The 24,938-nt window shown below is 39.0% G+C and carries 23 protein-coding genes, 4 tRNA genes and 1 pseudogene; 15 read left to right on the plus strand and 13 right to left on the minus strand.

Annotated features, from left to right (window positions below):
* Positions 1–286: 286 nt before the first annotated feature.
* From AC2SLL_RS11440 to ftsY, 6 genes are all read right to left on the minus strand, one after another.
* Positions 287–2,806 carry a molybdopterin cofactor-binding domain-containing protein gene (locus AC2SLL_RS11440; protein WP_486531820.1) on the minus strand — a complete coding sequence of 840 codons (2,520 nt, stop codon included), beginning with the start codon at positions 2,804–2,806 and terminating at the stop codon, positions 287–289.
* Positions 2,807–2,808: 2 nt separating this feature from the next.
* Positions 2,809–3,801 carry an FAD binding domain-containing protein gene (locus AC2SLL_RS11445; RefSeq protein WP_486531821.1) on the minus strand — a complete coding sequence of 331 codons (993 nt, stop codon included), beginning with the start codon at positions 3,799–3,801 and terminating at the stop codon, positions 2,809–2,811.
* Positions 3,798–4,550 (minus strand): 2Fe-2S iron-sulfur cluster-binding protein, encoded by a 753-nt coding sequence (locus tag AC2SLL_RS11450; RefSeq protein ID WP_486531822.1) that lies wholly within the window; start codon positions 4,548–4,550, stop codon positions 3,798–3,800. Before AC2SLL_RS11450 ends, AC2SLL_RS11445 begins: the two co-directional genes overlap by 4 nt.
* Positions 4,551–5,081: 531 nt before the next feature.
* Entirely contained in the window at positions 5,082–5,888 is an 807-nt protein-coding gene (locus AC2SLL_RS11455; RefSeq protein WP_486531823.1) for a hypothetical protein, read from the minus strand.
* Between the two features lie 97 nt (positions 5,889–5,985).
* Positions 5,986–6,552, minus strand: a complete 567-nt coding sequence (locus tag AC2SLL_RS11460) for a methylated-DNA--[protein]-cysteine S-methyltransferase (RefSeq protein WP_486531824.1) — start codon at positions 6,550–6,552, stop codon at positions 5,986–5,988.
* 171 nt (positions 6,553–6,723) lie between these two features.
* Complete coding sequence (ftsY, locus tag AC2SLL_RS11465) at positions 6,724–7,941, minus strand: signal recognition particle-docking protein FtsY (RefSeq protein WP_486531825.1); 1,218 nt, start codon at positions 7,939–7,941, stop codon at positions 6,724–6,726.
* Positions 7,942–8,302: 361 nt separating this feature from the next.
* On the opposite strand from ftsY, the gene AC2SLL_RS11470 reads away from it, so the two are divergent.
* Positions 8,303–8,378: transfer RNA gene (locus AC2SLL_RS11470), tRNA-Val, on the plus strand.
* Positions 8,379–8,433: 55 nt separating this feature from the next.
* A tRNA-Asp gene (locus tag AC2SLL_RS11475) sits at positions 8,434–8,510 on the plus strand.
* 233 nt (positions 8,511–8,743) lie between these two features.
* Here the strand turns inward: AC2SLL_RS11475 and AC2SLL_RS11480 are convergent.
* Positions 8,744–9,397 (minus strand): IS1595 family transposase, encoded by a 654-nt coding sequence (locus tag AC2SLL_RS11480; protein ID WP_486531826.1) that lies wholly within the window; start codon positions 9,395–9,397, stop codon positions 8,744–8,746.
* Between the two features lie 96 nt (positions 9,398–9,493).
* On the opposite strand from AC2SLL_RS11480, the gene AC2SLL_RS11485 reads away from it, so the two are divergent.
* Positions 9,494–9,745, plus strand: coding sequence for a hypothetical protein (locus tag AC2SLL_RS11485; protein WP_486531827.1), 252 nt, complete (start codon positions 9,494–9,496; stop codon positions 9,743–9,745).
* A gap of 217 nt (positions 9,746–9,962) precedes the next feature.
* Positions 9,963–10,484, plus strand: a complete 522-nt coding sequence (locus AC2SLL_RS11490) for a C39 family peptidase (RefSeq protein ID WP_486531828.1) — start codon at positions 9,963–9,965, stop codon at positions 10,482–10,484.
* A gap of 21 nt (positions 10,485–10,505) precedes the next feature.
* On the opposite strand, the gene AC2SLL_RS11495 is transcribed toward AC2SLL_RS11490, so the two are convergent.
* Positions 10,506–11,756, minus strand: coding sequence for a RepB family plasmid replication initiator protein (locus AC2SLL_RS11495; protein ID WP_486531829.1), 1,251 nt, complete (start codon positions 11,754–11,756; stop codon positions 10,506–10,508).
* Positions 11,757–11,977: 221 nt separating this feature from the next.
* On the opposite strand from AC2SLL_RS11495, the pseudogene AC2SLL_RS11500 reads away from it, so the two are divergent.
* Positions 11,978–12,618: pseudogene (locus AC2SLL_RS11500) on the plus strand (IS1595 family transposase).
* Between the two features lie 140 nt (positions 12,619–12,758).
* Positions 12,759–14,162 (plus strand): adenylosuccinate lyase, encoded by a 1,404-nt coding sequence (purB, locus tag AC2SLL_RS11505; RefSeq protein ID WP_486531830.1) that lies wholly within the window; start codon positions 12,759–12,761, stop codon positions 14,160–14,162.
* A 76-nt stretch (positions 14,163–14,238) separates the two neighbouring features.
* Here the strand turns inward: purB and AC2SLL_RS11510 are convergent, their stop codons facing one another.
* A complete protein-coding gene (locus AC2SLL_RS11510; RefSeq protein WP_486531831.1) occupies positions 14,239–14,457 on the minus strand; it encodes an NF038104 family lipoprotein in 219 nt (72 codons plus the stop codon).
* A gap of 102 nt (positions 14,458–14,559) precedes the next feature.
* Between AC2SLL_RS11510 and AC2SLL_RS11515 the strand changes: the two genes are divergently transcribed.
* The 4 genes from AC2SLL_RS11515 to AC2SLL_RS11530 all read left to right on the plus strand — a co-directional run bounded on the left by AC2SLL_RS11515 (position 14,560) and on the right by AC2SLL_RS11530 (position 17,829).
* Positions 14,560–14,712 carry a hypothetical protein gene (locus AC2SLL_RS11515; protein ID WP_486531832.1) on the plus strand — a complete coding sequence of 51 codons (153 nt, stop codon included), beginning with the start codon at positions 14,560–14,562 and terminating at the stop codon, positions 14,710–14,712.
* A 426-nt stretch (positions 14,713–15,138) separates the two neighbouring features.
* Positions 15,139–15,951, plus strand: a complete 813-nt coding sequence (locus AC2SLL_RS11520) for a glycosyltransferase (RefSeq protein WP_486531833.1) — start codon at positions 15,139–15,141, stop codon at positions 15,949–15,951.
* Positions 15,952–16,157: 206 nt separating this feature from the next.
* A complete protein-coding gene (locus tag AC2SLL_RS11525) occupies positions 16,158–17,345 on the plus strand; it encodes a JmjC domain-containing protein (RefSeq protein ID WP_486531834.1) in 1,188 nt (395 codons plus the stop codon).
* 319 nt (positions 17,346–17,664) lie between these two features.
* Positions 17,665–17,829, plus strand: coding sequence for a hypothetical protein (locus AC2SLL_RS11530; protein ID WP_486531835.1), 165 nt, complete (start codon positions 17,665–17,667; stop codon positions 17,827–17,829).
* A 140-nt stretch (positions 17,830–17,969) separates the two neighbouring features.
* On the opposite strand, the gene AC2SLL_RS11535 is transcribed toward AC2SLL_RS11530, so the two are convergent.
* Positions 17,970–18,773: an enoyl-ACP reductase FabI gene (locus tag AC2SLL_RS11535; RefSeq protein WP_486531837.1), complete on the minus strand. Its 804-nt coding sequence runs from the start codon at positions 18,771–18,773 to the stop codon at positions 17,970–17,972.
* A 225-nt stretch (positions 18,774–18,998) separates the two neighbouring features.
* On the opposite strand from AC2SLL_RS11535, the gene folE reads away from it, so the two are divergent.
* Positions 18,999–19,586 carry a GTP cyclohydrolase I FolE gene (folE, locus tag AC2SLL_RS11540; protein ID WP_486531839.1) on the plus strand — a complete coding sequence of 196 codons (588 nt, stop codon included), beginning with the start codon at positions 18,999–19,001 and terminating at the stop codon, positions 19,584–19,586.
* Between the two features lie 125 nt (positions 19,587–19,711).
* Here the strand turns inward: folE and AC2SLL_RS11545 are convergent, their stop codons facing one another.
* Both AC2SLL_RS11545 and AC2SLL_RS11550 read right to left on the minus strand, forming a co-directional pair.
* A complete protein-coding gene (locus tag AC2SLL_RS11545; RefSeq protein WP_486531840.1) occupies positions 19,712–20,254 on the minus strand; it encodes a DUF2059 domain-containing protein in 543 nt (180 codons plus the stop codon).
* A gap of 54 nt (positions 20,255–20,308) precedes the next feature.
* Positions 20,309–20,833 carry an acyl-CoA thioesterase gene (locus AC2SLL_RS11550; RefSeq protein WP_486531842.1) on the minus strand — a complete coding sequence of 175 codons (525 nt, stop codon included), beginning with the start codon at positions 20,831–20,833 and terminating at the stop codon, positions 20,309–20,311.
* 467 nt (positions 20,834–21,300) lie between these two features.
* Here AC2SLL_RS11550 and AC2SLL_RS11555 point away from each other — a divergent pair.
* From AC2SLL_RS11555 to AC2SLL_RS11570, 4 genes are all read left to right on the plus strand, one after another.
* Positions 21,301–21,376, plus strand: a tRNA-Asn gene (locus AC2SLL_RS11555).
* 310 nt (positions 21,377–21,686) lie between these two features.
* On the plus strand, positions 21,687–22,412 hold the full coding sequence (locus AC2SLL_RS11560; protein WP_486531843.1) for an OB-fold-containig protein: 726 nt from the start codon (positions 21,687–21,689) through the stop codon (positions 22,410–22,412).
* A gap of 213 nt (positions 22,413–22,625) precedes the next feature.
* On the plus strand, positions 22,626–24,587 hold the full coding sequence (locus AC2SLL_RS11565) for a flotillin family protein (protein ID WP_486531844.1): 1,962 nt from the start codon (positions 22,626–22,628) through the stop codon (positions 24,585–24,587).
* Between the two features lie 121 nt (positions 24,588–24,708).
* Positions 24,709–24,784 (plus strand) — tRNA-Asn (locus AC2SLL_RS11570).
* Between the two features lie 60 nt (positions 24,785–24,844).
* On the opposite strand, the gene AC2SLL_RS11575 is transcribed toward AC2SLL_RS11570, so the two are convergent.
* The coding region (locus tag AC2SLL_RS11575) for an IS3 family transposase (RefSeq protein ID WP_486531810.1) at positions 24,845–24,938 on the minus strand (94 nt) is incomplete at its 5' end.

A 24,938-nucleotide genomic window follows, 5' to 3' on the forward strand; every position in this document is an offset into this window, starting at 1 on the left:
AAGTTAAAAGATCAACCTATTAAGGTCATGTAAGACCACTTAATTAAGAGCATTTACTTAATTAAAGAAGGGTAAATAATGAAGGCAGGTATTGAAAGAAAGTATTAAATACAGCTATTGAGGGCAAATAGTACTGTACCTTATACAACCTGCCCTCCCCTTGCTCTCACCAAAACCGCTTTTATCACACTGGCGTTATTAGAAGCTTAAAAAATAAGACATTTGAAAAAGTTCATAGAAATTCTAAGGCAATTAGAATTTCTATGGGACTATCAAAAATCTATTGTTATAAAACGACCGCATCATAATCTGGCAATTGATCAATCAACTTATCTAGAGTAATTGGAAAGTCATAAACGCGAACCCCGACCGCATTATAAACCGCATTAGCAATAGCAGCAGCAGCGCCCGATATGGCTGTCTCTCCGATCCCTTTAATGTGCATAGGATTGGTATACGGGTCATCTTCTTCAACGAGGATGACTTCGAGTTGAGGGACATCTGCATTCACAGGAATATGATATTCCGCCAAATCATGGTTACACAATCTGCCATCACGTTTATCATGAATGACCTCTTCCATCAATGCTGAGCCAATCCCAAATACCATACCGCCATAACATTGTGAGGTTGCAAGCTTGTGATTCAAAATACGTCCTGCCGTGAAAGCACCCGTCATATTCTTCACGCGTATCTCACCTGAAATGCGATGTACAGCAACTTGTGCAAAGTTAGCACCATAGCAGGCTTGACGATGGGTTTTACCGTTTTTACCGGGTGCAATTTCGCCTTTTGCACTCAGTTGTTGGTTATCAAGTTTTGAAATAATATCGGCTAGCGGATAGGCGGCATCATGACTAAAGTCATAATCCTCTTTTAGCAGTGTATCAGCACTATTTAATGAGATCGGCAATCCTACTTTTTCTGCAATATTGTCAAGTTTGTCTAACTTATCTAGCTTATCTAACTTATTAAGAACACTACCAAGCACATTCTTGCCCGCTTCAATTGCCGTTTCTGTCAGTGTAGCGTCATGATCGCCGATTTTAGAGACTTGACCTTGTTGCAACTGTATAGTGTCAGCATGCAGGCCAACCCGTTTGGCAATTTGCTCACGTAATTCGGCGCAAGCAAGATAAATACTACTACCCGCACTGGCTGCACCAAAACTTCCACCAGAACCGGGAGCGGCTGGCAATTTACTATCACCGAGTTTCATCTCGATATGGTCGATAGGTAAGCCTAATAGATCCGCTGCTACCTGAGAGAATACGGTATAAGACCCCGTACCGATATCAGTCATATCGGATTCAATTACCGCTTTAATACCATAAGATTTAGTTGAATCTAGCTGTAAGGTAGCACGAGCCTCTGCAGGCATTAGCTGATTACCCCTTGAGGCAACTGCCATACCAGTACCAATCCACCAGTCGCCTTCTAAACGACTGGCAGGTTTTGCGATATGCTTCTCATCCCAACCGAATGCTTTTGCGCCTTGCTCCATGCAAGGTATAAGCTGTCTTGTTGAAAAAGGAGTCTGCTGAGACGGATCTTCTTCTGGTTCATTAAGACGACGTAGCTCAATAGGGTCTATATTCAGCTGACAGGCTAGCTCATCCATCGCACATTCAAGCGCAATCTGACCAACCGCTTCGCCTGGTGCGCGCATCGAGCCTGCAAGCGTCCAATTCATATCCACCATTTGGTATTCGACTTTCCGGTTTTTACCACGATACAGAAAGTGTGTCGACAAGGCAGATGGCTCAAAAAATGCCTCATCAGGAAGATTACTTGAGATCGATTCATGAATAATGGTGTCTATTACCCCGTCTTCACTACAACCGATGGCAACTCTTTGACGGGTATTAGACCGTCTTACCGTCGCCTCCATTACCTGCGGACGTGTCATCATTATCAGTACAGGCTGCTCAAGCTCTTTAGCGGCAATAGCGGCTGCAATGGACTCAGGGGCTATACCTAATTTACTACCAAAGCCGCCACCGACATACCGTGCAATCAGATGAACGTTATCAGCATCAATCTCTAACGCATCCGCTATTTGTTTTTTACTAAAAGCAACCATCTGGTTTGAGGTATAAATAGTGAGCTTATCCCCCTCCCAATGCGCTAGTGATGAATGGGGCTCCATTGGCGAGTTACTTTGACTAGGCGTGGTATAAACGCGATCTAAACTTACCGCTGCATTCTCCAAGCCTTTTTCAGGATCGCCTTGTTCACTATTTTTATCAGACCCTTCTTTTTCATTAACCTCGTGGGTATTTTTAAGCTCTGTCTTAAAATCTAAAGCTGCTTTATCCGTCTGATCATCATAGGTTACTTTTAATGCCTTAGCAGCTTCAGTGGCCGCTTCAAAGGTTTCAGCGATAACAACCGCTATCGGCTGACCATGATAGGCAATCTCGTTGGTGCCTTGGGTCGGCGCTTTCATTTTGCCGCCTTGCTGAGAATTTCTAATAAAATGCTTTGGATCAGTCACTACTTTAATAACGCCTGGTATGTCAGTAACCGAGCTTTTATCAATATCTTTGACACGACCTTTAGCAATAGTAGCACCAACCAATACGCCATAAGCCATATTGTCTACATGATATTCTGCTGCATAAGACGCTTGCCCACTTACTTTTAAAGAACCATCAACCCGAGTAAGAGGTTGACCAACTAACTGACTCGATGTTTTGTCGAAGAGGGTCGCAACCGGCTCATTCATGATCATTTTTTTGCTGGGTTCGGAATTAAGGATTCCTTTATTTAATGCTTCATTTAGCGATTTATTTAATGAGGCCATGATTATGCTTCCTTAGCGTCAAGAGCGCGCTGGATAATTTGTTTAAGTAAACGGCGGGTTAGTGGAATTTTAAAGTCATTTTGTCCCTGACCTTTCGCCGTTTCTAATAGGATATTGGCAGCATTAACAATATCAGGAATAGCCCCTTTAGTGCCTTTAAGTGACGCCTCTACCGCCTCATTGCGCCACGGCTGTGACCCAATACCACCAAACGCCAAACGTACTGTGGTTAACGTACCCGTATCATCTTTATCTATCACTGCGGCGGCAGATACTAGAGCAAAGGCATAGGACGCACGGTCACGAATTTTGTCATAAGTGTGCATGCCTTTAATTGGAGCTGGAAGTACGATATGAGTGATTAATTCACCCGTTTCTAATACTGTTTCAATATGAGGGGTATCCTTAGGCAGACGATAAAATTCTTTAATCGGGACTTGTCTGGCACTACCATCTGGTTTTTGAGTCTCTAATGTCGCATCTAATAATCGCATAGCCACTGCCATATCAGAGGGATGCTGTGCGATACAATGATCGCTGGTACCCAGTATGGCAAGTGAGCGGTTTTGACCTTCAATTGCTGGACAGCCTGTGCCCGGTTTTCGTTTATTGCACGGACTATCTGGTTGGTAAAAATAGTAGCAACGGGTACGTTGTAAAAAGTTGCCGCCAGTCGTCGCCTTATTGCGTAGTTGACCTGACGCACCCGCCAATATAGCGCGTGAAAGTACTGGATAATGGGCTATGATGTCAGGATGAGCTGCCAAATCACTATTGGTTACCAAAGCGCCAATACGTAAACCACCTTCAGATGTAGGCTCAATCTGCTTAAGCTCTAACTGAGTGATATCAATGAGTTTAATCGGTGTTTCTATCTCAAACTTCATTAGATCAAGTAGGTTTGTACCGCCACCAATAAAGGCAGCGCCTTCTGTACTTGCCGCCACGCAAGCAGGATTTAACTCATTAGCACGGACATATTTAAAACGTTTCATGAGTTGTCTCCTAAATGTTGAGCAGCGTTCTTGTTGCTTTGGTTGGTGCTTTGGTTATTGTTAGTGCTGTGTTGATTATTAGAGGCTTTAGTCGATTGATTATCTTGTAACTGGGCTTGACTAGGCGCTGGCGACCATATACCTGAGACAGCCGAAACACCCAAGGTAGAAGCTGATTTTGCATTAGAGTTAGACACTTTATTTGGGCTATCCGAGTTATTTGAATCCTCTAAAAGCTTAACCTCTTTTTGCAGCACTTCAGATATGGCATTTATGATATTGGGGTATGCAGAACAGCGGCAAATATTACCGCTCATACGCTCGGCAATTTCATTGACTAAAAGCGCATTCGGTTGTGTTAAGTCTTGAGTCACATAACTTGGCCACTGTTGCTTAACCTCTTCAATAAGGGCAGTAGCAGAACAAATCTGACCCGGTGTGCAATAGCCACATTGAAAAGCATCATGATCTCTAAATGCTTTTTGCAAATCAGATAAAGTTTCAGGTAAACCAATTCCTTCAATAGTCATTATCTCGTCACCTTCGTGCATGACGGCTAAGGTTAAACATGAATTAATACGTTGACCATTAATCAAAATAGTACAGGCACCGCACTGCCCGTGATCACAGCCTTTTTTGGGGCCTGTAATCTGTAAGTGGTGTCGAAAAAGGTCTAGTAGTGTCGTTCGGGGATCAAGATCATCGAAGTGATAGCTTTTATTATTAATTGATATAGTTAAGGTAGTCATGCTGGCGTCCGCTGGCAGGTGTGATTAAAGAATATCTGTTAAAAGGATATTTGACTCAATTAGATGGAGAATTAAACGTTCACGGGTAAAAACCTATTGAATAAATACAATAAATGCTCTGCTATCGCTCACAATTAGTTGTAACTCATAATTAAAAGTACCATTAAATCATTAGGTTGTTGAATGCAAATAAGAATTTATAGTATTGAACCAAAAAGATTTTAGAGTATTGAAATAGGATTGAAATTTACAATGTTATAGATTTATCCTAATGAAAATAGAGAATTTTTTTATATAATAAATGTTGTTGTCCTGTGCTTTTAAGTAAAAGCGCTAAGGGCTGTTAACCATTCTCATTAAATTATTGACTATAGCTTTTATAAAGTTCCCGTTAGCCATACACATTCAAAAAAACCATCGCTAATGAATTAGCGAAGGTCTTTGTATTTAGAGACAGAGAAATAAATAGGGATATAGAAAGAGATAGATCAAGCCGTTGAAATGAATTAAGAAGTTAAATTAGGCGCCAGATCAAGGACCTGTCGATTTTAGTACATTTAATATCTTATAGCTCGGATAGCACGTAATCTGAACATTATCAAATACAGTGCTATGCGTCAGATTAGTATCACAACCTGTCACTTTATCTTTTCCAAACGACAATATGGTATCTGGCTGATACTTATCCGTGTGAATCAACAGCCATAACTCATTGAGTGGCCGTCTTGTCTGATACGCTTCAATCTTCGGTTGTTTTTTTAGCATTACCTTATCGACATCGTCTTGGGTAATACTAGAAATTGTTCGACCCTTTCTAAATTTGGTAAATTTGTTTTTAGGCATATACAAGGTTTTCATTGGAATCTTAAATCGCTCAGCCGTTAGATAAACATTTTCCTCTTCATAAAAATGACCCGAGATATTCTGCTTTGCAACGATATTCAACGATTGCCAGTACCAGCGCTTTGCAATCAGTCCTTTTTCACTCATCTGGGTACGTAATCTTGGCAAAGTTGTCAGTTCAATACCGATATACACTAACTGGTTATTCTCCCAAAACACCAAGGTAAAATCAGGTTCATAGCCATCATCTTGGCCTGAAATAATATGAATGGGATCTAGGCCTTGAATGGTCAGATAATGGGTTAAATAGACCCACTCTCGCTGGCGTTTGATTTGATTTTGAAGGTTTTCACCGTTTTGGTTAACTTGAAATTGAGTAGACTCAGGTTGACTGGCTCGGTTCAGATTAGCATCAGTTTGAATGGTTTGTAGAGGTTGGGATTGCTCAATGGCGTACTGTTTTAAATTCCCTATATTTTGAGGTTCTTCAGGCATATCCTCGCCTTGGTGGTGACTACCATCCGTTTTATGTGGCGGGAAATTATTATCTTTTAGCACGGCAGTCATAACATATTATTAGATAGCATAAGGTTTAATGCTCTTCAATTTGCAACAGTAATTTCTTTTTGTCAAGTCCACCAGTATACCCCCCTAGTCCACCACCACTGGCGATGACCCGATGGCAAGGAATGAGAATACTAAACGGGTTCTTACCATTGGCATTTGCAACCGCACGATACGCCGTTGGTTTGTCAATATTACGCGCCAACTGTGAATAACTAATCGTTTCCCCATAAGGGATCTGCTGCAATGCTTGCCAAACACGTTGTTGGAAGGCAGTTCCCATTGATAAATCAAGCGGTAAGTCAAAACTACGTCGAGTTCCTGCTTGATATTCCTGCAGTTGAGTTAGTGCTGATAAAAGAACAGTGTGAGTGGCATCATTTTTGCTTAGGCTATTTTTGTCAACAAACTTAAAGCGGTTATCACTAAGCTTTAAGTACTTCTTTAACTGTACAACGGTTTTGGACGTTTGCCACTCTTGACCCACCCCTAACCAGCTGACTCCCAGAAGTTTCGGTGCGGCATACGCTTCATCCACCTTACCTGCCATTAAAACTAAAGGGTATCCCGCAATGTCAGTCGTAGTTACAATCATTTTATTCACCTTTAAAGTATCCTTACATAGTGATAGATTCATTGACAACTATCTTCAAAAATCAGGAGCTGATCTCGCTACTATCTTGACACAAAAAAAATGGCATCACAATGATGCCATTTTTTAAAGTTTGCACAGTCGTCATCGACGACATACTGGTGGTTAAATTCATTATTCATCCGTCTCAAACAAGGCTGCCACAAACTGCTTAGGACTAAACGCTCGTAAGTCATCGATCGACTCCCCCACCCCGATATATCTGATGGGTATATCAGTCGTATTGGCGATATTAAACACCACGCCACCTTTTGCGGTGCCATCCAGTTTGGTAATAGTAATACCCGTTAAAGGTACGGCATCGTTGAATATTTTGACCTGATTTATGGCATTCTGACCTGTCCCTGCATCAAGTACAATCATACCTTCATGCGGCGCATCTGGGTCTGATTTACGCATAATACGCACTACTTTTTCAAGCTCCGCCATAAGGTGCGTTTTGTTCTGCAAACGACCTGCCGTATCAGCAATTAACACATCGATATTTTTGGCTTTGGCAGATTGCATCGCATCAAACACCACTGACGCACTATCTGCACCATGACCTTGCGCGACAACGGGTATATTATTTCGCTCGCCCCACACTTGAAGTTGCTCTGTTGCCGCGGCTCTAAAAGTATCACCAGCAGCGAGCATTACCGATTTACCTTCGGCTTGCAAACGTTTTGCTAGTTTACCGATGGTCGTCGTTTTGCCGACGCCATTTACCCCAACAACCAAAATAACAAACGGTTTTTTAGAAGTATCAATTATTAAGGGAGCAACTTTAGGCTCCAATATCTCCACCAACTCTTTTTGTAGCGCTTTATATAAAGAGTGCGAATAAATCAGATCACCACGGGCTGTCTGCTCGGTCAGACTTTTAATAATTTTATCAGTGGCTTCCACCCCGATATCAGCGACTAAAAGCTGATCTTCCACCTCTTCCAATAGCTCATCATCAATCTCTTTGCCACCGATCAAGATGTTAGCCACACCTTCTGCTAAATTCTTACGCGACTTAGACAATCCAGACTTCATACGACTAAACCAGCTACCAGATCTTTTATTTGTATCATTAGCGTTATTATCTGGTTCGCTTATTTGAGACTGCGGATGCTGAAAAGGCTTGGGCTGCTGGTTTAATGTCTGCTTATCAAGTTGCTGATCATCAGTTGGAAAGGCTGGTAACTCATAAGATGACTTATTAACAGTCTCATTACGAGGCGTTTCAACAACAGGAATATCCTCCGTCACGATCAAACTGGGCAACGTAATATCGTCATCATCAAGCTCATCTAGACTGCCATCTAAATTAATGACAACTCGGCTTGGATTATGTGCGTTATTCATAGTGTCTCTTTTTTATCAATTATCAAGCATTAAGCGTAAATTGGATTAGGAATAGTTTACCATAAGTGACCTATCGCTTTATAAGTGCCCTTTTATAAATATCTTTGTGTAAAAGCCTTGTTGATGCCTAGTTATAAATGTATACCTTGATAGCAGGGTATATTGAATACCTACATTCCCTACATTTAAAGTCAAATTTTAAACTTTTTAAAAAAAGTGTTTGACACCCTCTCCTTTATCTATATAATACGCTCCTACATTAAGACGATATAGTTTTAGTTTTAAGTTATTTGAAAATTATTTTTAATTAGTTTTCTCTTGTGAAACTGAAAAAGCAGTGCTTTTTTTATACGTTTTTCAAGGGTGATTAGCTCAGTTGGTAGAGCGTCTGCCTTACACGCAGAATGTCGGCGGTTCGAATCCGTCATCACCCACCACTACTTAACTACAGTTTAACAACTCAGTGGTTAAATAAAGTTATAAACGACCTAAGCAGCGGTAGTTCAGTTGGTTAGAATACCGGCCTGTCACGCCGGGGGTCGCGGGTTCGAGTCCCGTCCGCTGCGCCATATTTTAAAACTTAAATTACCTTTTAAGTAAGTACAAAGTTTCAGCCCTAAGCGTTCATTTGCTTAGGGTTTTTTTTGTGGGTGTTGGTTTTACGAAAAAGCCTTATACCATATAGCTATTTATGCCTTTTAAGCTACATACTGCCTTTTAACCTAGCTAATTATAGTTGGTCGTAAAATCTTTCTAAAGCCTTTATTCTCAATATTAATTTTGGGGCTGTAGTAGATAAGAATTAAATATCACACCATTTTCTCAAAGTTTTAAGTTGATTAGATGGTGAACCATAATTAAATCTAAACTCGCATTCTTTTAAAAAAAAGTGGAAGTTTTTCTTATCGATTCCATTGTATTTTCTAAGTATGCGTTTAGATTGATTCCAAAAGTTTTCAATGCCGTTGATGTGATTACCACCTTGAGCAAACTCTTTACAATGGTTTATTCTAAAATGCTTAAAATCGCTTACATCAAGTGCATTATAACGTCGATAGCTATCGGTATAGACAAAGCTATCAGGCTTTATTTTACGTGCAATAACAGGCATTAAAGTCTGCTGTTTGGTATCTTTAACAATGATGGTATAGACTTTGCCATTACGCTTTAAGATTCCAAATACAGCAGTTTTACCACCAGCATCTCGACCTCTTTTGCCTTTACGTACACCACCGAAGTCGCTTTCGTCTAATTCGACTTCGCCGTCAAAGACGTCATCTGTTTCAAGTGATAAGTAATACTCAATAACGAGTCTTACTTTATGATAGAAAAGTGCTGCTGTATTTGCCTGAATCCCTAAAAGATCAGCTGCTGTTCGAGCCGTTACTTCAGCGGTAAAAAACTCAAGTAGTCTTAACTGTACTTTTTTACTTAATTTACAAAGGGTTAGCTTCATTGCAGTAGTCTAACATAGTGCTTATCTACTACAGCCTCTAATTTTTTTATTGTATCCACACACTTTAATTTTAGCTATAGTTTTTAGGAGATTCAGATGGGTAAAAGTCAATTAGTTGATTTAATATCTGAAAAAATTAATAAAACTCCATACTCTTCTTTAGAAAATTTTGCTTTATTCATCTTAAGGGAAAAAATAGTTGCTAACTCTGCCTCCTCTGAAGAAAGGTTGTTATTGATTAATGATTTTTTGTCCAACTATTTAGAGTTTGATTCGGAAACAGATGAACCTATTGGTAGAACTAATGAAATAGAACAAATGATAGACTTTTTGCTTAATTCTGATTAAACAAGCTAATAACACTCTACCCCCAATTATTTATAAAAAATTTATTTTAAAATACGCGAAACTTAATAAAATAATAATGATATGTCTTTATTTAACTACTCTGGTTTTAATAGTCTTTTGTGCTCCAGCCCATGCCACCCCCTTCGCCCTAAACTCCCAAACATCCAATACAAGCGACATCACCTTACAATCATGGAAAGAAAAAAAAGACATGGGCGTGGTTAAGCAAGACTTAGACTACTCTTGCGGAGCATCATCATTAGCAATTATCCTAACCTATTTTTATCAAAAACCGACTTCTGAAATCCAAATACTCGATGACATGGCATTATCTGATGTGATGGCTTCTTTTAGTGATTTAGCAACTGTTAGCCAAGAATATGGTTTTACCGCCAAAGGTATAACCACCAATTATGATACCTTATCAAAACTTACCATTCCAGCCATTGTCTATCTTAACCATAAGCGTAGCGACCATTTTAGTGTTGTGCGTGCCATTGATAACGATAGGGTTTATCTTGCAGATTCTAGCTGGGGTAATCGAGTATTGAGCCGAAAGCAATTTGAACAAATGTGGCATACGAACAATGACCCCAACTTACAAGGTCGAGTTTTATTAATTTTATCCAATGATGACCCACAAAAACGAAATACCAACTCTCATTATACAAACATCAAAGATACACAAAAACTATTAAGAGAATCTGTAATACTGTTTCGTGAGAACAGAATACAATAGTTTTTCAAGTTTAAGTGGCGTTTACTGCTCTAAAAACCCCACTTTTTCAAGATATGGCTGGTAGATGGCTTGTTTTTCAGGGTCTAGCAGTTCGTTCGCTATCTGCTCAGCAAATGCAGGATAGCTCAGTTTGGCTTGCCCAACGGCTAAATGCGACAGTTCATGTAGTTTCGATAATTTGTTAGCGAAAAATAGGCGTTGCTTGTCTGTCATTTTGATTGGGGTAAACATATCAGCTGTATCAGGGTCACGCTCAATCGCTTTTTTCTTGTCATTCTTAACCGCTTTATCTCTTATATCCTCAAAACTAAAAACTAGCTCATGGATAACTCGCCCCTTTTTATTTTGCGTGTAGTTAATACGGTAGGGGGTATGCGTTTCTATGTCTTTGATGGCTTTATCAATGACATATCGCTTAAAATCCGTTAGGACTGGATAACTATCAACACAATTAAACTTTGCTCGCAGATACTCAACGGTATAAGCCTTCTGCTTGTACTGTTGGTGCATACAACTGGCGATTAGCTCAAACAAAACAATACCGTAACTGCCTAAATCAACTATCATCCGACGTTCGTACTTAGTGAACGGATCTTCTTTATCAAAAACAGTTAGCATTTCTACAACATCGTTATGCAAATCAACATGAACCTCCCCTTGTTTGTCTTGATAAACTGCTTTAGTTAGCCAGCTAACTTGTATCCTTGATCTAACAGATTGATTTTGATAGAAATCCCAAAATTGATAGCTTTTGTTCGTCAGTGAGCTACAAATATTTGCCAATTCATCGTAGTACTTACCGCTTTTAATATCATACTCCATCAAAAAGTCCTTTACCCTGACGACAAATGTACGTTGGTTTGGATTAATATCGACAGCTTTGCGTACCAAAGGTGATAGAAACATGATTAACCGCCTTTCATTCAAATCTAAGTCAGTAATGGCGTTTAATAAGCGGTTTTGTATAACAAACCATTTATCTCCGTAAATCTTAGATATTGGCTTATCAGCTGGCTTAACATCTTGTTTATCGATAATAGGTGAGGTGGGTAATACTTCTTTGTTTTTGACTTCTTGAGCTTCCTGACGCTCTAGAATGGCTATCCTTGTTTTAACCTCCAACATTCTAAGTTCATATTCTTGACCTGAAACTTTGCCAATCATCGCTTCACTGATAAGTTGCAGTAAATCAAAATTTGCTTTCTGCAATGGGTCTGTGTATTCCAAAGCCTCTATTTTTTCTCTAAAACCATCAAGAAACGGATTACTCATAGCTCTCTACCTGTCATCGGATATACGCATATATGGAATAATATAGGGTATTATAGGAACAATATCAATAATTTTCCCATAATACCCCCTAAACTTCCTAGTATTGTTATTTTTTCGCTGAAATCCCTTGCTGTAAAAGGACTACAGCGATTTTCCTAAAAAGTACAAAAGTATTTAAAAAGAGGGGCTGAAGTAGATAAGCACTATGCTAGACTACTAAAATGAAGCTAACCCGTTGTAAATTAAGTAAAAAAGTACAGTTAAGGCTACTTGAGTTTTTTACCGCTGAAGTAACGGCTCGAACAGCAGCTGATTTGCTAGGTATTCAACCCAATACAGCGGCACTTTTTTACCATAAAATAAGACTCGTTATTGAGTATTATTTATCTCTTGAAGCAGATGACGTCTTTGATGGTGAAGTCGAATTAGATGAAAGTTACTTCGGTGGTGTACGTAAAGGTAAAAGAGGTTGAGGCGCTGCTGGTAAGACCGCCGTATTTGGCATTTTAAAACGAAACGGTAAGGTTTATACCGTTGTTGTAGATGATATCTAATGCCTGTTATTAAGCGTAAAATAAAGCCTGACAGCTTTGTTTATACCCATAACTATCGTAGTTATAACGCCTTGGATGTGAGCGAATTTAAGCATTTTAGAGTAAATCATTCTAAAGAGTTTGCTCAAGGTCGTAACCACATCAACGGCATTGAGAACTTCTGGAACCAATCTAAACGTATTCTTAGACAATATAATGGAATAGATAAAAAGAACTTCCACTTGTTTTTAAAAGAGTGTGAGTTTAGATTTAACTATGGGTCACCATCTAATCAGCTTAAAATTCTGAGAAAATGGTGTGATATTTAATCCTTGTCTACTTCAGCCCCAATATTTATAGGCAAAGTTAATCCATCGATTACCATTACCCGAGTCACTTTCTTGTTATAATTAACACATAGATTCATTAACGCCTATTTTAAACTTATCATAAACCTTGAAGGATATTTATGTCACTCTCTTTATCTGCTTTAACTGCTCTTTCCCCCATCGATGGCCGCTATGCGAGCAAAGCGGATTCACTTCGTACTCACTTGTCAGAATTTGGCTTAATAAAAGCAAGGGTTACGGTAGAGATTCGCTGGCTTCAGTCTTTAGCCGAAAATAAGGCCATTGCCGAACTTAATAATTTCGATGCAAAAACCAACGCATTTTTAGATAACATCGTTAAGAATTTTAGTGAAGCAGACGCGCAAGCGATTAAAGATATTGAAAAAACAACCAACCATGATGTAAAAGCAGTCGAATACTTTATTAAAGATAAGTTTCGTGGCAATACCCAACTTGAAGACAGCTTAGAGTTTATCCACTTCGCTTGTACTTCTGAGGACATTAACAACCTGTCTTATGCCATTATGTTAAAAGATAGCCGTGAAGTCCTAGTCGCTAAATTACAAGCCGTTACAGATGCTACAGTTGCTTTAGCAAAAGCTCATGCCAATCAGCCAATGCTGTCACGCACCCACGGGCAAACTGCAAGCCCAACGACACTGGGAAAAGAAATGGCGAATGTGGCTTATCGTCTAGCCCGCCAAATTAAGCAAGTTGAACACGTTGAGCTTTTAGGGAAGATAAACGGCGCTGTTGGTAATTACAATGCCCACCTCTCTGCTTACCCCGAAGTTGATTGGGTAGCTCATGCCCAACAATTTATTACTCAACGGCTGGGGCTGACATTTAACCCATATACCACTCAAATTGAGCCTCATGATTATATAGCAGAATTATTTGATGCTGTACGCCGCTTTAATACGATATTGATTGATTTCAATCGTGACATTTGGCAGTACATCAGTTTGGGCTATTTCAAACAAAAATTGAAAGAAGGCGAAGTCGGCTCTTCTACTATGCCACATAAAGTAAACCCAATAGACTTCGAAAATTCGGAGGGTAATCTAGGGGTTGCCAATGCGATGTTAGCTCACTTAGGTGAAAAACTACCGATTTCTCGTATGCAGCGAGATTTATCCGACTCAACAGTGTTGCGCAATATAGGTGTGGGGCTTGCTCAAAGCATTATTGCCTATGATGCCTGTTTAAAAGGTATTAATAAACTTGAAGTAAACCCTGAAAAGCTAGATAGTGACCTTGATAACGCCCAAGAGGTCTTGGCAGAACCCATTCAAACAGTTATGCGTCGTTACCGTGTTGAAAACCCATACGAAAAACTTAAGGCGCTGACCCGAGGTCAAGCGATGACTCGTGAAGCCATGCTTGAGTTTGTCGATAGCGATGAGCTTGGTAATGTCAGCGATGTAGACAAAAAACGCCTACGTGAGCTGACACCGGCAACCTATATTGGTAATGCAGTCGAGCAAGCACTTGCTATTGACGAGTGGATTAACAAGCTATAGACAACCTATTCTCACATAATAAAAAGCGCTTACTAAACTTTAGTAAGCGCTTTTTGAACATTAAACCAAACGGTTATTACTTCTTATTATTATCATCTTCATCGTCACTGTTGCCAGGAATAATTGCCTTACCAACTGCAACTGTGCCTTTTACCACACCTTTGGTTGTTTTATAAGCGACTTTAGCAGGTACTGTCACAATTTTATGCACACAACCTTGCATTAATAATGTACTGGCTATTAATACTAAGAATGAGATTTGTTTAATAGATTTTATAGGGTAATTTGAATTCATTTTATATATCGTCTCTTAATTAATAATTTATAGCCTTTCAATACAAGCCTTTTAATATAAGCCTTTTAGAGCTAAGGCTTTTGAATTTAAAGTGCGTAGATTATGGCTGTTGAACATTCAATCGTAACACTGACCAAAACTATTTTGGTAATACGCGGTTTTTTGGTCATTCACACTGATATTACTGCTAACGAAAATGTTAAGTCAGAAAAATTGGCAATATCTCGGAAAAATAGCGCTGCCCATATTAAATGAGGTTGAAACTTATCTGTTCTACAAAAACTAAACATACGCAAATAGTATCACATTTACATTTTAGACTAACAACTTATTGAACAACTTGTTCGACGAAATAAGAGCCTATATTCACAACCTACAATTTGCTATTTTCGCCTAAAATAAGCTCGTACTTCGTTAAAATTCGGATTAAATAGAATGACTATTTAACCCGAGCTTTTAACGTAATGCTGCCTCGTATTGTCTCATTTTATTCTAAAAATTCACTAACTTGAGAACTAGAGTCTGTTCAAGTCAGTATTTTACTGCCACATATCATATTTTACTCAGTGACTATAACACAGACGCAAAACGGTCTCATCAAATGACACCGTATAATCAAATCGACACAATTAATAAGTATCATGGGGTTACGGTAGCTATTTTCGACTATAGGAATGTGCCATGACTCCCATTAGTATTATAATCATTACCTTGAATGAAGCTGAACGTATTGGGAATTTGCTTTCTGATTTGTGTCAGCAATCACATCAGAATTTTGAAGTGATTTTAGTCGACTCCAATAGTGAAGATGGCACCTGCGATATTGCTCAGCGTTATAGCAGTAGCCTATCTAACCTAACCATCTATAAAATGCAAAAAAGAGGGGTTTGTTTAGGTCGTAATACGGGAGCTAACCTCGCTAATTACGAACGATTGCTTTTTTTAGATGCTGACGTTCGCTTGCCTGCTCATTTTATCGCCCATGCACTCGATTATCTTGATAACCAAAAGCTTGAAGTCGCCGCTGTTTATCTATCAGCGAAGGGCTTACCCAAACATTTTTTTTTAGGCTATAAAGTTTTCAATGCCGGTATTTATATCACTCAATTCTTATTTCCTACCGCTATTGGCGCCTGTATGTTTTCCACTAAGACCATTCATAAAGCCATCAATGGGTTTGATGAAACCATTACGTTGTGCGAAGACTGTGACTATGTTAACAGAGCCAGCAAAGTTACCAAATTTAGAATGTTACCTATTACATTTTCATTTGATCCAAGACGGCTAAAACAAGACGGCTACTTTAAAACTGGTTGGAAATACTTGCATGCTAATATCCATCGATTATTTATCGGCGAGATTAGAGATAATAAAATTAATTATGAGTTTGGACACTATCATAACAAAAGTAATGGAGGTCTAAACACCTCAATATCTCCTATAGAACCGCAAGAACCCTCAACTGTGGAATTAACCTCTACTCACAAGCCCTAGCTGTTCCTATATATAAGATAGCCATATGATCAGCTTTCTCAATAATCAGACTCCATACCATAAATATATATCATAGTGTTGCTGCTTCCGTTAGGCAGCGATGTCCTCGCTTTCTTATACTCTCCTATAGTGTTAATTCAGACAAATTCATATTCATGACATTGCGGTGTATAATCAATCATTAATCTCAATTAAAGCGATAACTTATGAATTTTTGCTTACCAAATGACTTAAGTGCCGATCAGTTTTTAGCAGAATATTGGCAAAAGAAACCTCTGCTCATCAAGCAGGGTTTACCGCAGCTTGCCGGTATGTTTGAACCCGAAGATATTTTAGGCCTTGCTTTAGAGGAAGATACCACCGCTCGCCTTATTACTCAAAGCAAAGTGCCTCAAAGCTTACCGAAAAAAGACTCTGAATATATTTGGAGAGTGACCCAAAGCCCTTTGAGTGAAGATATCTTTTCTGAATTAACAGAAAAATGGACCGTGCTGGTTCAGAACCTTGAGCAATGGTCACCTGAGCTTGGGCAGTTATGGAATGCCTTCAACTTTATTCCGCAATGGCAAAGAGACGATATTATGGTGTCATATGCACCAAAAGGTGGCTCAGTTGGTAAGCATTATGATGACTATGATGTTTTTTTAGCACAGGGTTATGGTCGACGCCGCTGGCAACTGGGTAAGTTTTGCGATGCCACTACTGAGTTTATTCAAAACCAACCCATTCGAATTTTTGATGATATGGGAGATATTATTTTTGATGAGGTGTTAGCACCTGGTGATGTCCTATATGTACCCCCAAAACTTGCCCATTATGGTGTTGCTGAGGATGACTGCCTAACCTTTTCTTTTGGCTTTCGCCGTCCTAATCTAATGCAAATTCTGGATAGCGTTGCTGATCTGTCAACCTCTGAGGAAAACTTATTTATACCTTTAAACCTTGAGCAAGGTATTCAGCCCTCAGGTAAGCTTGATGAATCAAGCATTGAACAAATAAAAGCCCAACTATTAGGTATGTTGAAATCTGAACAGGGCGATAGTCTTATTAAACAAGCGGTTAGTGAGGTGGTTAGCAAGCGTCAATATGACCTACTCATTCCAGAAGAAACCATCGATAGTCATGAGCTGGAACTGGCATTAGCGAATGGGGCTAGTTTACATCCTGATTATAGCAGTCGATTGATTTATACTGAATGCAATCAGGGTTTAGCTGTTTATGCAAATGGTCAACATCTGGATAATATCGACGAGTGTGAAATGCAATTGTTAAAATGTCTTGCCGATGGCAACTCTCTAACGGCTCAAGATATATTTGTAGATACTGATACACTAATTAATACGCAAACCATCATGACGTGGCTAGAAAATGGTTGGGTTTGGCTAGATTATTAAAGGATCTATATCAATTAGTAACAACTAAATCTTCTACGCAGTATTAGAGCGAATCCTAAGTGTCATTATGACGATAAAAGTAAGGTATTAAACAGCATTGCATATAAATAAAGCCGTTTTTAACACCGTAAAAGGTAAACTTTATAAATCAAGTTATTGCTTAAATTAAGTACCTACTCTACCTGCTTATAGTTGAATGCTAACATTAAAGTTTTCTAAGTTTACATTTGTAAACACAAGTTTATGATTTTCGTTTTATAATAAGGGTGTTCTGTCGATTTAGGATACGCATCGACTTTAATGGAAATGGAGATTTAAAATGCCTAATCAACCTTGCAAAACGACTAAAATGGCTCGTAATGACATTAATCAAGACCATTTAGATGAAAAAGATCAGCAACGTACAGATGATTCTCCGCTCGAGATGATGAAAGGTCTGCATGAACATGAAAAGCATGACGATGATGAAGATGACTTTGAATAGCATGCTTTCTATGAAATAGCTATTATACAAACTAAAAAAATCAAAAAAAAGACGTTGCTTAAGCAACGTCTTTTTTTTGATTTTTATGGTAATCCACTTATTAAACTTAAAGTATAACCACTGGGGTTATCCCAAAAAACTTATTCGCTTTCCTCTATGAGCAATTGCTCGCTAATGGCTACAGTATTAAAACCACCATCGACAAAGAGTATCTCGCCAGTAATGCCAGATGCCCAAGGCGACAATAAGAATAAAGCGGCATTACCCACTTCCATTTGGCTGACGTTACGTTGTAGTGGCGCAATTTTCGCATTCACATCAAGTAGCTTACGGAACGATTTAATACCGCTTGCTGCTAGTGTACGAATCGGCCCGGCAGAAATCGCATTAACACGAATACCCTCACCACCCAGTGATGCTGCTAAATAGCGCACAGAAGCCTCAAGACTAGCTTTTGCCATCCCCATAACATTATAGTTTGGTAAGACTGAAACACTGCCCTCGTAGGTCAATGTCAGTAGTGAGCCATGACGCTGTGCTAATAACGAACGCGACGCCTTAGCTAAAGCAACAAAGCTATAAGCAGAGATATCATGCGCGATCGCACTACCCTCTCGCGTAGTGACTTCAGTAAAGTCGCCATCTAATTGGTCTCCCGGAGCAAAGCCAATTGCATGTACCACACCATCTATACCATCAGGCCAATGCTTAGCAACCTCGGCAAAACAAGCATTAATCTCATCATCAGATGCCACATCACAAGACAACACCATATCCGCATTAAACTGCTCGGCTGCTTTTTCTACACGCTTTTTCATTTTATCATTAGGATAGGTCAAAATCAGCGATGCGCCTTCTCTCTGTAGCGCCTCAGCAATTGACCAAGCAATTGATAATTTACTGGCAATCCCAGTAACCACAAAACGTTTACCTTGTAATAACATCCTCGCTCCTGCTTCCGTATCTGTTAACTTTTAGAGATAAAAAATGGATAATAACCATAGTAGAGAAACTAAAGATAGAAACTAGAAATTAAGCATTGTTTCCACCCAGTTTGTAACAAGTGTACACTGAATAAGCAAATACTAACATCTTTTTTTACAAAGTACTTTACAATTTAGTTTAAGAAGTTAAGCTATAGCATATTTTTAATTTTGCCATTTGAAACCATGTCTAATTTAAACTCTATAAAAGTTCCAAACGCTGATAATTACTTTACTCTGATCGAGTCTACGGGCGAGAATATGCGCCGTCCTGGCTTATTGGATACGCCAGTTCGAGCAGCCAAAGCTTTTAATTATCTAACCAAAGGCTATCACGAAACACTTGAAGAAGTAACCAACAATGCTGTTTTCCCTACGGATAACCGTGAGATGGTTATGGTGCAAAATATTGAGTTTTACTCACTCTGTGAGCACCACATACTACCCTTTTATGGTGTGGCACACGTCGCCTATCTTCCTGATGGCAAAGTACTCGGTCTGTCAAAAGTAGCCCGTATTATTGATATGTACGCCCGCCGCTTACAAATTCAGGAAAACCTGACCAAACAAGTCGCCGAAGCCATTGAACAAGTCACGGGTTGCCGAGGTGTGGCTGTGGTCATGGATGCTGCTCATATGTGCATGATGATGCGCGGGGTTAATAAACAACAATCTAGCACTCGTACCACCTCTATGCTGGGTGTGTTTCAAACGGATGCTCAAGCACGCAATGAATTTTTGATGGCGGTACCAAAGCCCAAACAGAATCTTTAATCTGTACGCTTAATTTGACTAATAGAGAGGTAGTTAAATACCCTACTACCTCTTTTAGTACTGCCTCTTTTAGCTTTTTATTTAATTCTTATAGCTTTTTATTTAATAGTATTATTAATCTCTTACTACGACTCTGCTTCTAATGCCTCAAGCTCTTTAATCATTTTAGGTAGTATAGCATCCATGCTATTTTCCAAAGTTTGCATGGCTTTTGGCATTGAATCCATCATATAGTCTTGCATTAGTTTTGATTGTTTGTTCATAATACTCTGACCAATCGGGCTGGAATAAAAGTCTATTTGAGCATCCACCTCTTCTTGGGTATAGTAATTTTTTGCAGCTTTTACAAAACTATCTCTAGTAATTTTGGTTAATTCTTTACTACTTTGATTAACTAACATTTGGGTATATTTAGCAATAATTTTAGTGGTTTGTTCTCGTTGGTACTCAGTCAAACCATCTAATGAGTCATTCTTTATCATAGATTCAGTCAACATTGGCATCATGTTGCTTCCATCGCCCAGCATTTCAGTCATCATTTTATCTATCTGCATAACTGTCATGAGCTTGGTTAAAGAAGTATCCGTTGGGGTATTAGCATAAGCGGGTAACGACACGACTCCAATACCCATGATAAAAGCTAACACTGTATTTTGTAAGATTTTCATTTTTTATGCCTTTTAACGTTATTATATGTAGAAAGCGTTCATTCTATTTTTACTTTATTTATCTTTTATAGTATCAATATCACAGCTTGGACGTTTAGCCTGAATTTTACGTAACTGCTTCCGTTCAATGGCTGCTTCAAATCGGCATTCTTGTAATGGTGTCTTAATATTAAGCTTCGGAACTTCGGTTGGCTTACCATTTTTATCTACGGCCACCATTGTGAAATAGCAGCTGTTTGTATGGCGAACCGTTCGCTGTTGAATATTTTCTGCTTCAACTCTTATTCCAACCTCCATCGAAGTCTTACCCACATAATTTACAGTAGCGGCGAAGGTTACCAACTCACCGACATAAATCGGTTCTAAAAACATAACCTGATCGACCGATAAAGTAACCACATAATTCCCGCTATATCTTGTCGCACATGCATATGCCACCTGATCTAACATCTTAAGTAAATCGCCACCATGAACATTACCGGTAAAATTGGCCATGTCGGGTGTCATTAAAATTGACATATAAAGCTCATGTTGTACTGGCGCTTTTTTGGCTGTAGACGTGGTATTGCGTTGTGGCATAGTAATCCTTAATTCTATTGCTAAGTCAAATAACATTTTTATAGGGCGGGTAAACATTCGAACATGGCATTTAAATTAACTATTTGCGAGTACTTAACACGCTTTAAATACTTAATATGGTTATTATACTTAATTGAGTAAATCTATGTTTTATTTCTTTTGAACGGTTGAAGCTTAATAAGCTAGGCTGTAATTAATCTATGATTTAGAGTGTAAAAATTGCGATTTTAATTTACAGTATTTAAATTACCATAAGCCTATCCTTTACCCTTATTGGTTAAATGTAGGATATCTATTGATATATTGACTATGCTAAGTCGTTTAAGAACATGAATAAATTTACAGGAAATATCTCTTACAGGAAATAGATAAATTTGTTAAAAAAAGCTTGACTGAATAACTGTATCTGCTAGAATACGCCCCACTTAACGTAATCAGTACATTCATTGTCGCGTTAAATTAGTTATTCCCTAATAGCTCAGTTGGTAGAGCATCGGACTGTTAATCCGTGTGTCCCTGGTTCGAGCCCAGGTTAGGGAGCCAAATTCTAGATAGTTTTTTAGCTAGTCAAAGATTTATGTCCCGTTTATGGCGTATGCCAAAGCCCTTATCTGATGATAAGGGCTTTTTTTTATGCCCAAAATTTTTTGTGCCCAAAACAAGGGGGTTCATTTAAACCCTCAGTTAAATGTGTCTGTAAATTATTTCCTTATCGTATAAAATTTAAGCTAAACTACTATTACCTCGATCTCTTATAATTAATTAATACTTTTATAATATCCATATTCAAGTTAATATTCTTTAAATAATAAGTCTTTTATAGTCTACCTTACACAATTTTATTAGATACCTCATGTGGCCACTTTTTGACTCCCCTGCTTTTGCACCTTTTATTGTATCCGGACTCGTTTTACTCATATTGCTCATCGTTGAAATGCTTGGCTTCTTTTTTGGGGGGTTAAGCGGTTTTTTAGACAATCTCGTGCCCGATTCACTGCTAGAGGCAGACTTTGATACAGATGTTGATATAGATTTTAACAGTGATATAAGTTTGGGATTAAAAGCTTTAGATTGGCTGTATGTTGGCCGCATCCCTACTATGATTCTACTCATTTTATTTATGGGTAGCTTTTGTATCACTGGTATTCTATTGCAGCAAGTGTCGTTATTAACTTTAGGTCATTATCTCTCCCCTTGGCTTGCCAGTCTTGATGCTGTAGTGATTAGTATCCCTGTACTTAAAATTTTAGCTGCACTTCTTTATCCTATACTTCCTAAAGATGAAACCACTGCTGTTAGTGGTAAGTCATTAGTAGGGCGTCCTGCTAATATATTAATTGGTCACGCTACTATTGGCAGTCCTGCTCAAGCCAAAACAGTAGACAAGCATGGTCAGACTCACTATATCATGGTAGAACCAGACCCTAAATATATCCATGATAAGACAGCGTTACTATCAGTATCAGATCCGTCCCATTTGTCTATCCCTAATATCAGTGAGTTAAGCAAGATCTATGCAGAAGATACCTTAATCATTACCCAAAAAGTTGGCGAACGTTATTTAGTAAAAAAAGTCTAAATCTAATTAAATACACTACATTTATAGATGTCTATACTTTATTACTCCATTTATTGCTTTTATCTTATAGGCATTATTTTAAACACTACTGTCCTGAACTACTAATGCCCTTAGTTACGTTTGCCTTAATAAATATAACGCTTAATTGGTCTTGCCTTCAATAAAAGTTAATAACTATAAAAACTTCAAATACTTATTTAAAAAGGATTCTATATGTCAGGTTTAATCACATACGCCATTATTGCTGGTGTTATTTTTGTTTTATTACTGCTCATTGGTTTTATTTTAACCCGACTGTATACACGCGCGAGTAAAGAGGTGTCATTCGTACGTACAGGTATGGGTGGTGAGCGCGTTATATTAAATGGAGGTGCATTTGTACTGCCTGTACTGCATGAAGTTATCCCTGTCAATATGAATACCCTACGCCTTGAGGTTCGCCGTGCCAATGAAGAGGCATTGATTACCAAAGACCGTATGCGGGTAGATGTCAAGGCTGAGTTTTATGTGCGTGTTAGTCCCCTCAAAGAATCTATCGCCACTGCTGCACAAACATTAGGTATGAAAACAATGGCGCCTGATGAGCTTAAAAACTTAGTAGAGGGTAAGTTTGTCGACGCACTTCGAGCCGTCGCTGCCGAAATGCAAATGGAAGAACTGCATGAAAAACGTGTCGACTTTGTTCAGCGTGTTCAGCGCGCAGTGTCAGAAGATTTGTCAAAGAACGGGTTGGAGCTAGAAACCGTGTCGCTTACCGGTCTAGATCAAACTAAATTTGAATATTTTAATCCCCAAAATGCTTTTGATGCTGAAGGTATGACTCGCCTAACCAAAACCATTCAAGACCGTTTAAAGCTACGTAACGATATTGAACAAGAAACCGATTTGGCAATAAAAACCAAAAATTTAGAAGCTGAGCGTAGCCGTATTGATATCGTTCGTGAAGAAGAATATGCAAAACTTGAACAAGAGCGTGAGATATCCATTCGTCGCGCGGAGCAATCTTCAAATATTGCTACCGAAGAAAGCATGAAACAGCGTGAAGCCGAAGAAGCTAAAATTGCTGCTCAGCGTGAGATTGACCTTAAACGCATTAATGCAGAGCGTGATATCAAAAACCAAGACATTATTAAAGAGCAAGCCTTAGAGCAGGCCAATATAGAACGTCAAAAAGCTATTGAACTTGCTGAACAAGAACGTCAAATTGCGGTAGCTGAAAAATCTCGTTCAGAATCTGTCGCGAAAGCTGAAGCAGATAAAGCCCGTGCCCTAGCAGTACAAGAAGCTGAGAACGTTACGACAGTTAGAGAACGTGAAATTGCTGAACGTGCTAAGGCAGTACAGCTGATTAAAGCTTCTGAAGATGCTGAAAAAGACGCCATTGATATTAAAGTAGCGGCGCAGGCTGATAAAATTGCTGCTACTGATCGGGCTGAAGCTGTTCGCATTGAAGCGCAAGCTCAAGCAGATAAACAACGCTTAATTGCACAAGGTGAGGCTGATGCACAGCTGGTAATTGCTAAGGCCAAAGCCGAGCAATATCGAGTAGAGGCGGAAGGCAATGAAGCAATCAATAATGCTGCCAATACCCTATCTCCAGATCAAATAGATATGCAAGTACGCTTAGCCTTACTTGAACGCCTGCCTTCCATCATTGCTGAATCTGTTAAGCCTATCGAAAACATTGATGGTATTAAGATATTGCAAGTGGGCGGTATGATGGGCGGTTCTGATTCAGGTGTCAATCTTACCAACAGCAGTTCAAACAGTGGCTCTTTGGCTGATGAAGTGGTTAGCTCTGCCCTCCGCTATCGTAGCCAAGCGCCGCTTATTGATCACCTGCTAGGTGAGCTTGGACTATCTGGTGGAGGAGATATTAATGCGTTAACTCGCACACTGGTAGACTCTCAATTTAAACCTGTTGAAGACTCGCCTATGAAGGGTAAGAATACTGATAATCACAGCACACCTAGACCCGCTTCAAATAAAGCCTCTGTTAATACAAACCCTGCCAGTGCTAGCTTACATGAATTAGAATTGCCCGATGTGGTTCACAATCGAATAGAAAAGGCAATCGATAAAGCAGAAGACAGTACCTCAAGCTATACCAGTAATAGCAACAATAATATGGCTAATAGGAGTGCACCGCACACCACCATTAACCCCAATAACTGATAAAACAGCTTAAATGGTAATATTTATTAGCGTAGGGGTTGACACCTACTCTAAGCTTGGCTAGAATAGCCTCCACTTAGATGAGACGTCACTGATTAAATCAGTATATCTCTCAAGTTATTCCCTAATAGCTCAGTTGGTAGAGCATCGGACTGTTAATCCGTGTGTCCCTGGTTCGAGCCCAGGTTAGGGAGCCAAATTCTATAAAAGTCCTAATTCGATATTGAACTGACCCCCAAAAGTTGGACGGTTTAAGTCTATCTCAAGGACTGAATTCTGTACTTCACAGGACTCAGTCCTTTAAGTTTAAGCTGAATACGCTCATGATTGTAATAATGAATGTACTCATGA

Source organism: Psychrobacter sp. CX97 (assembly GCF_057396285.1).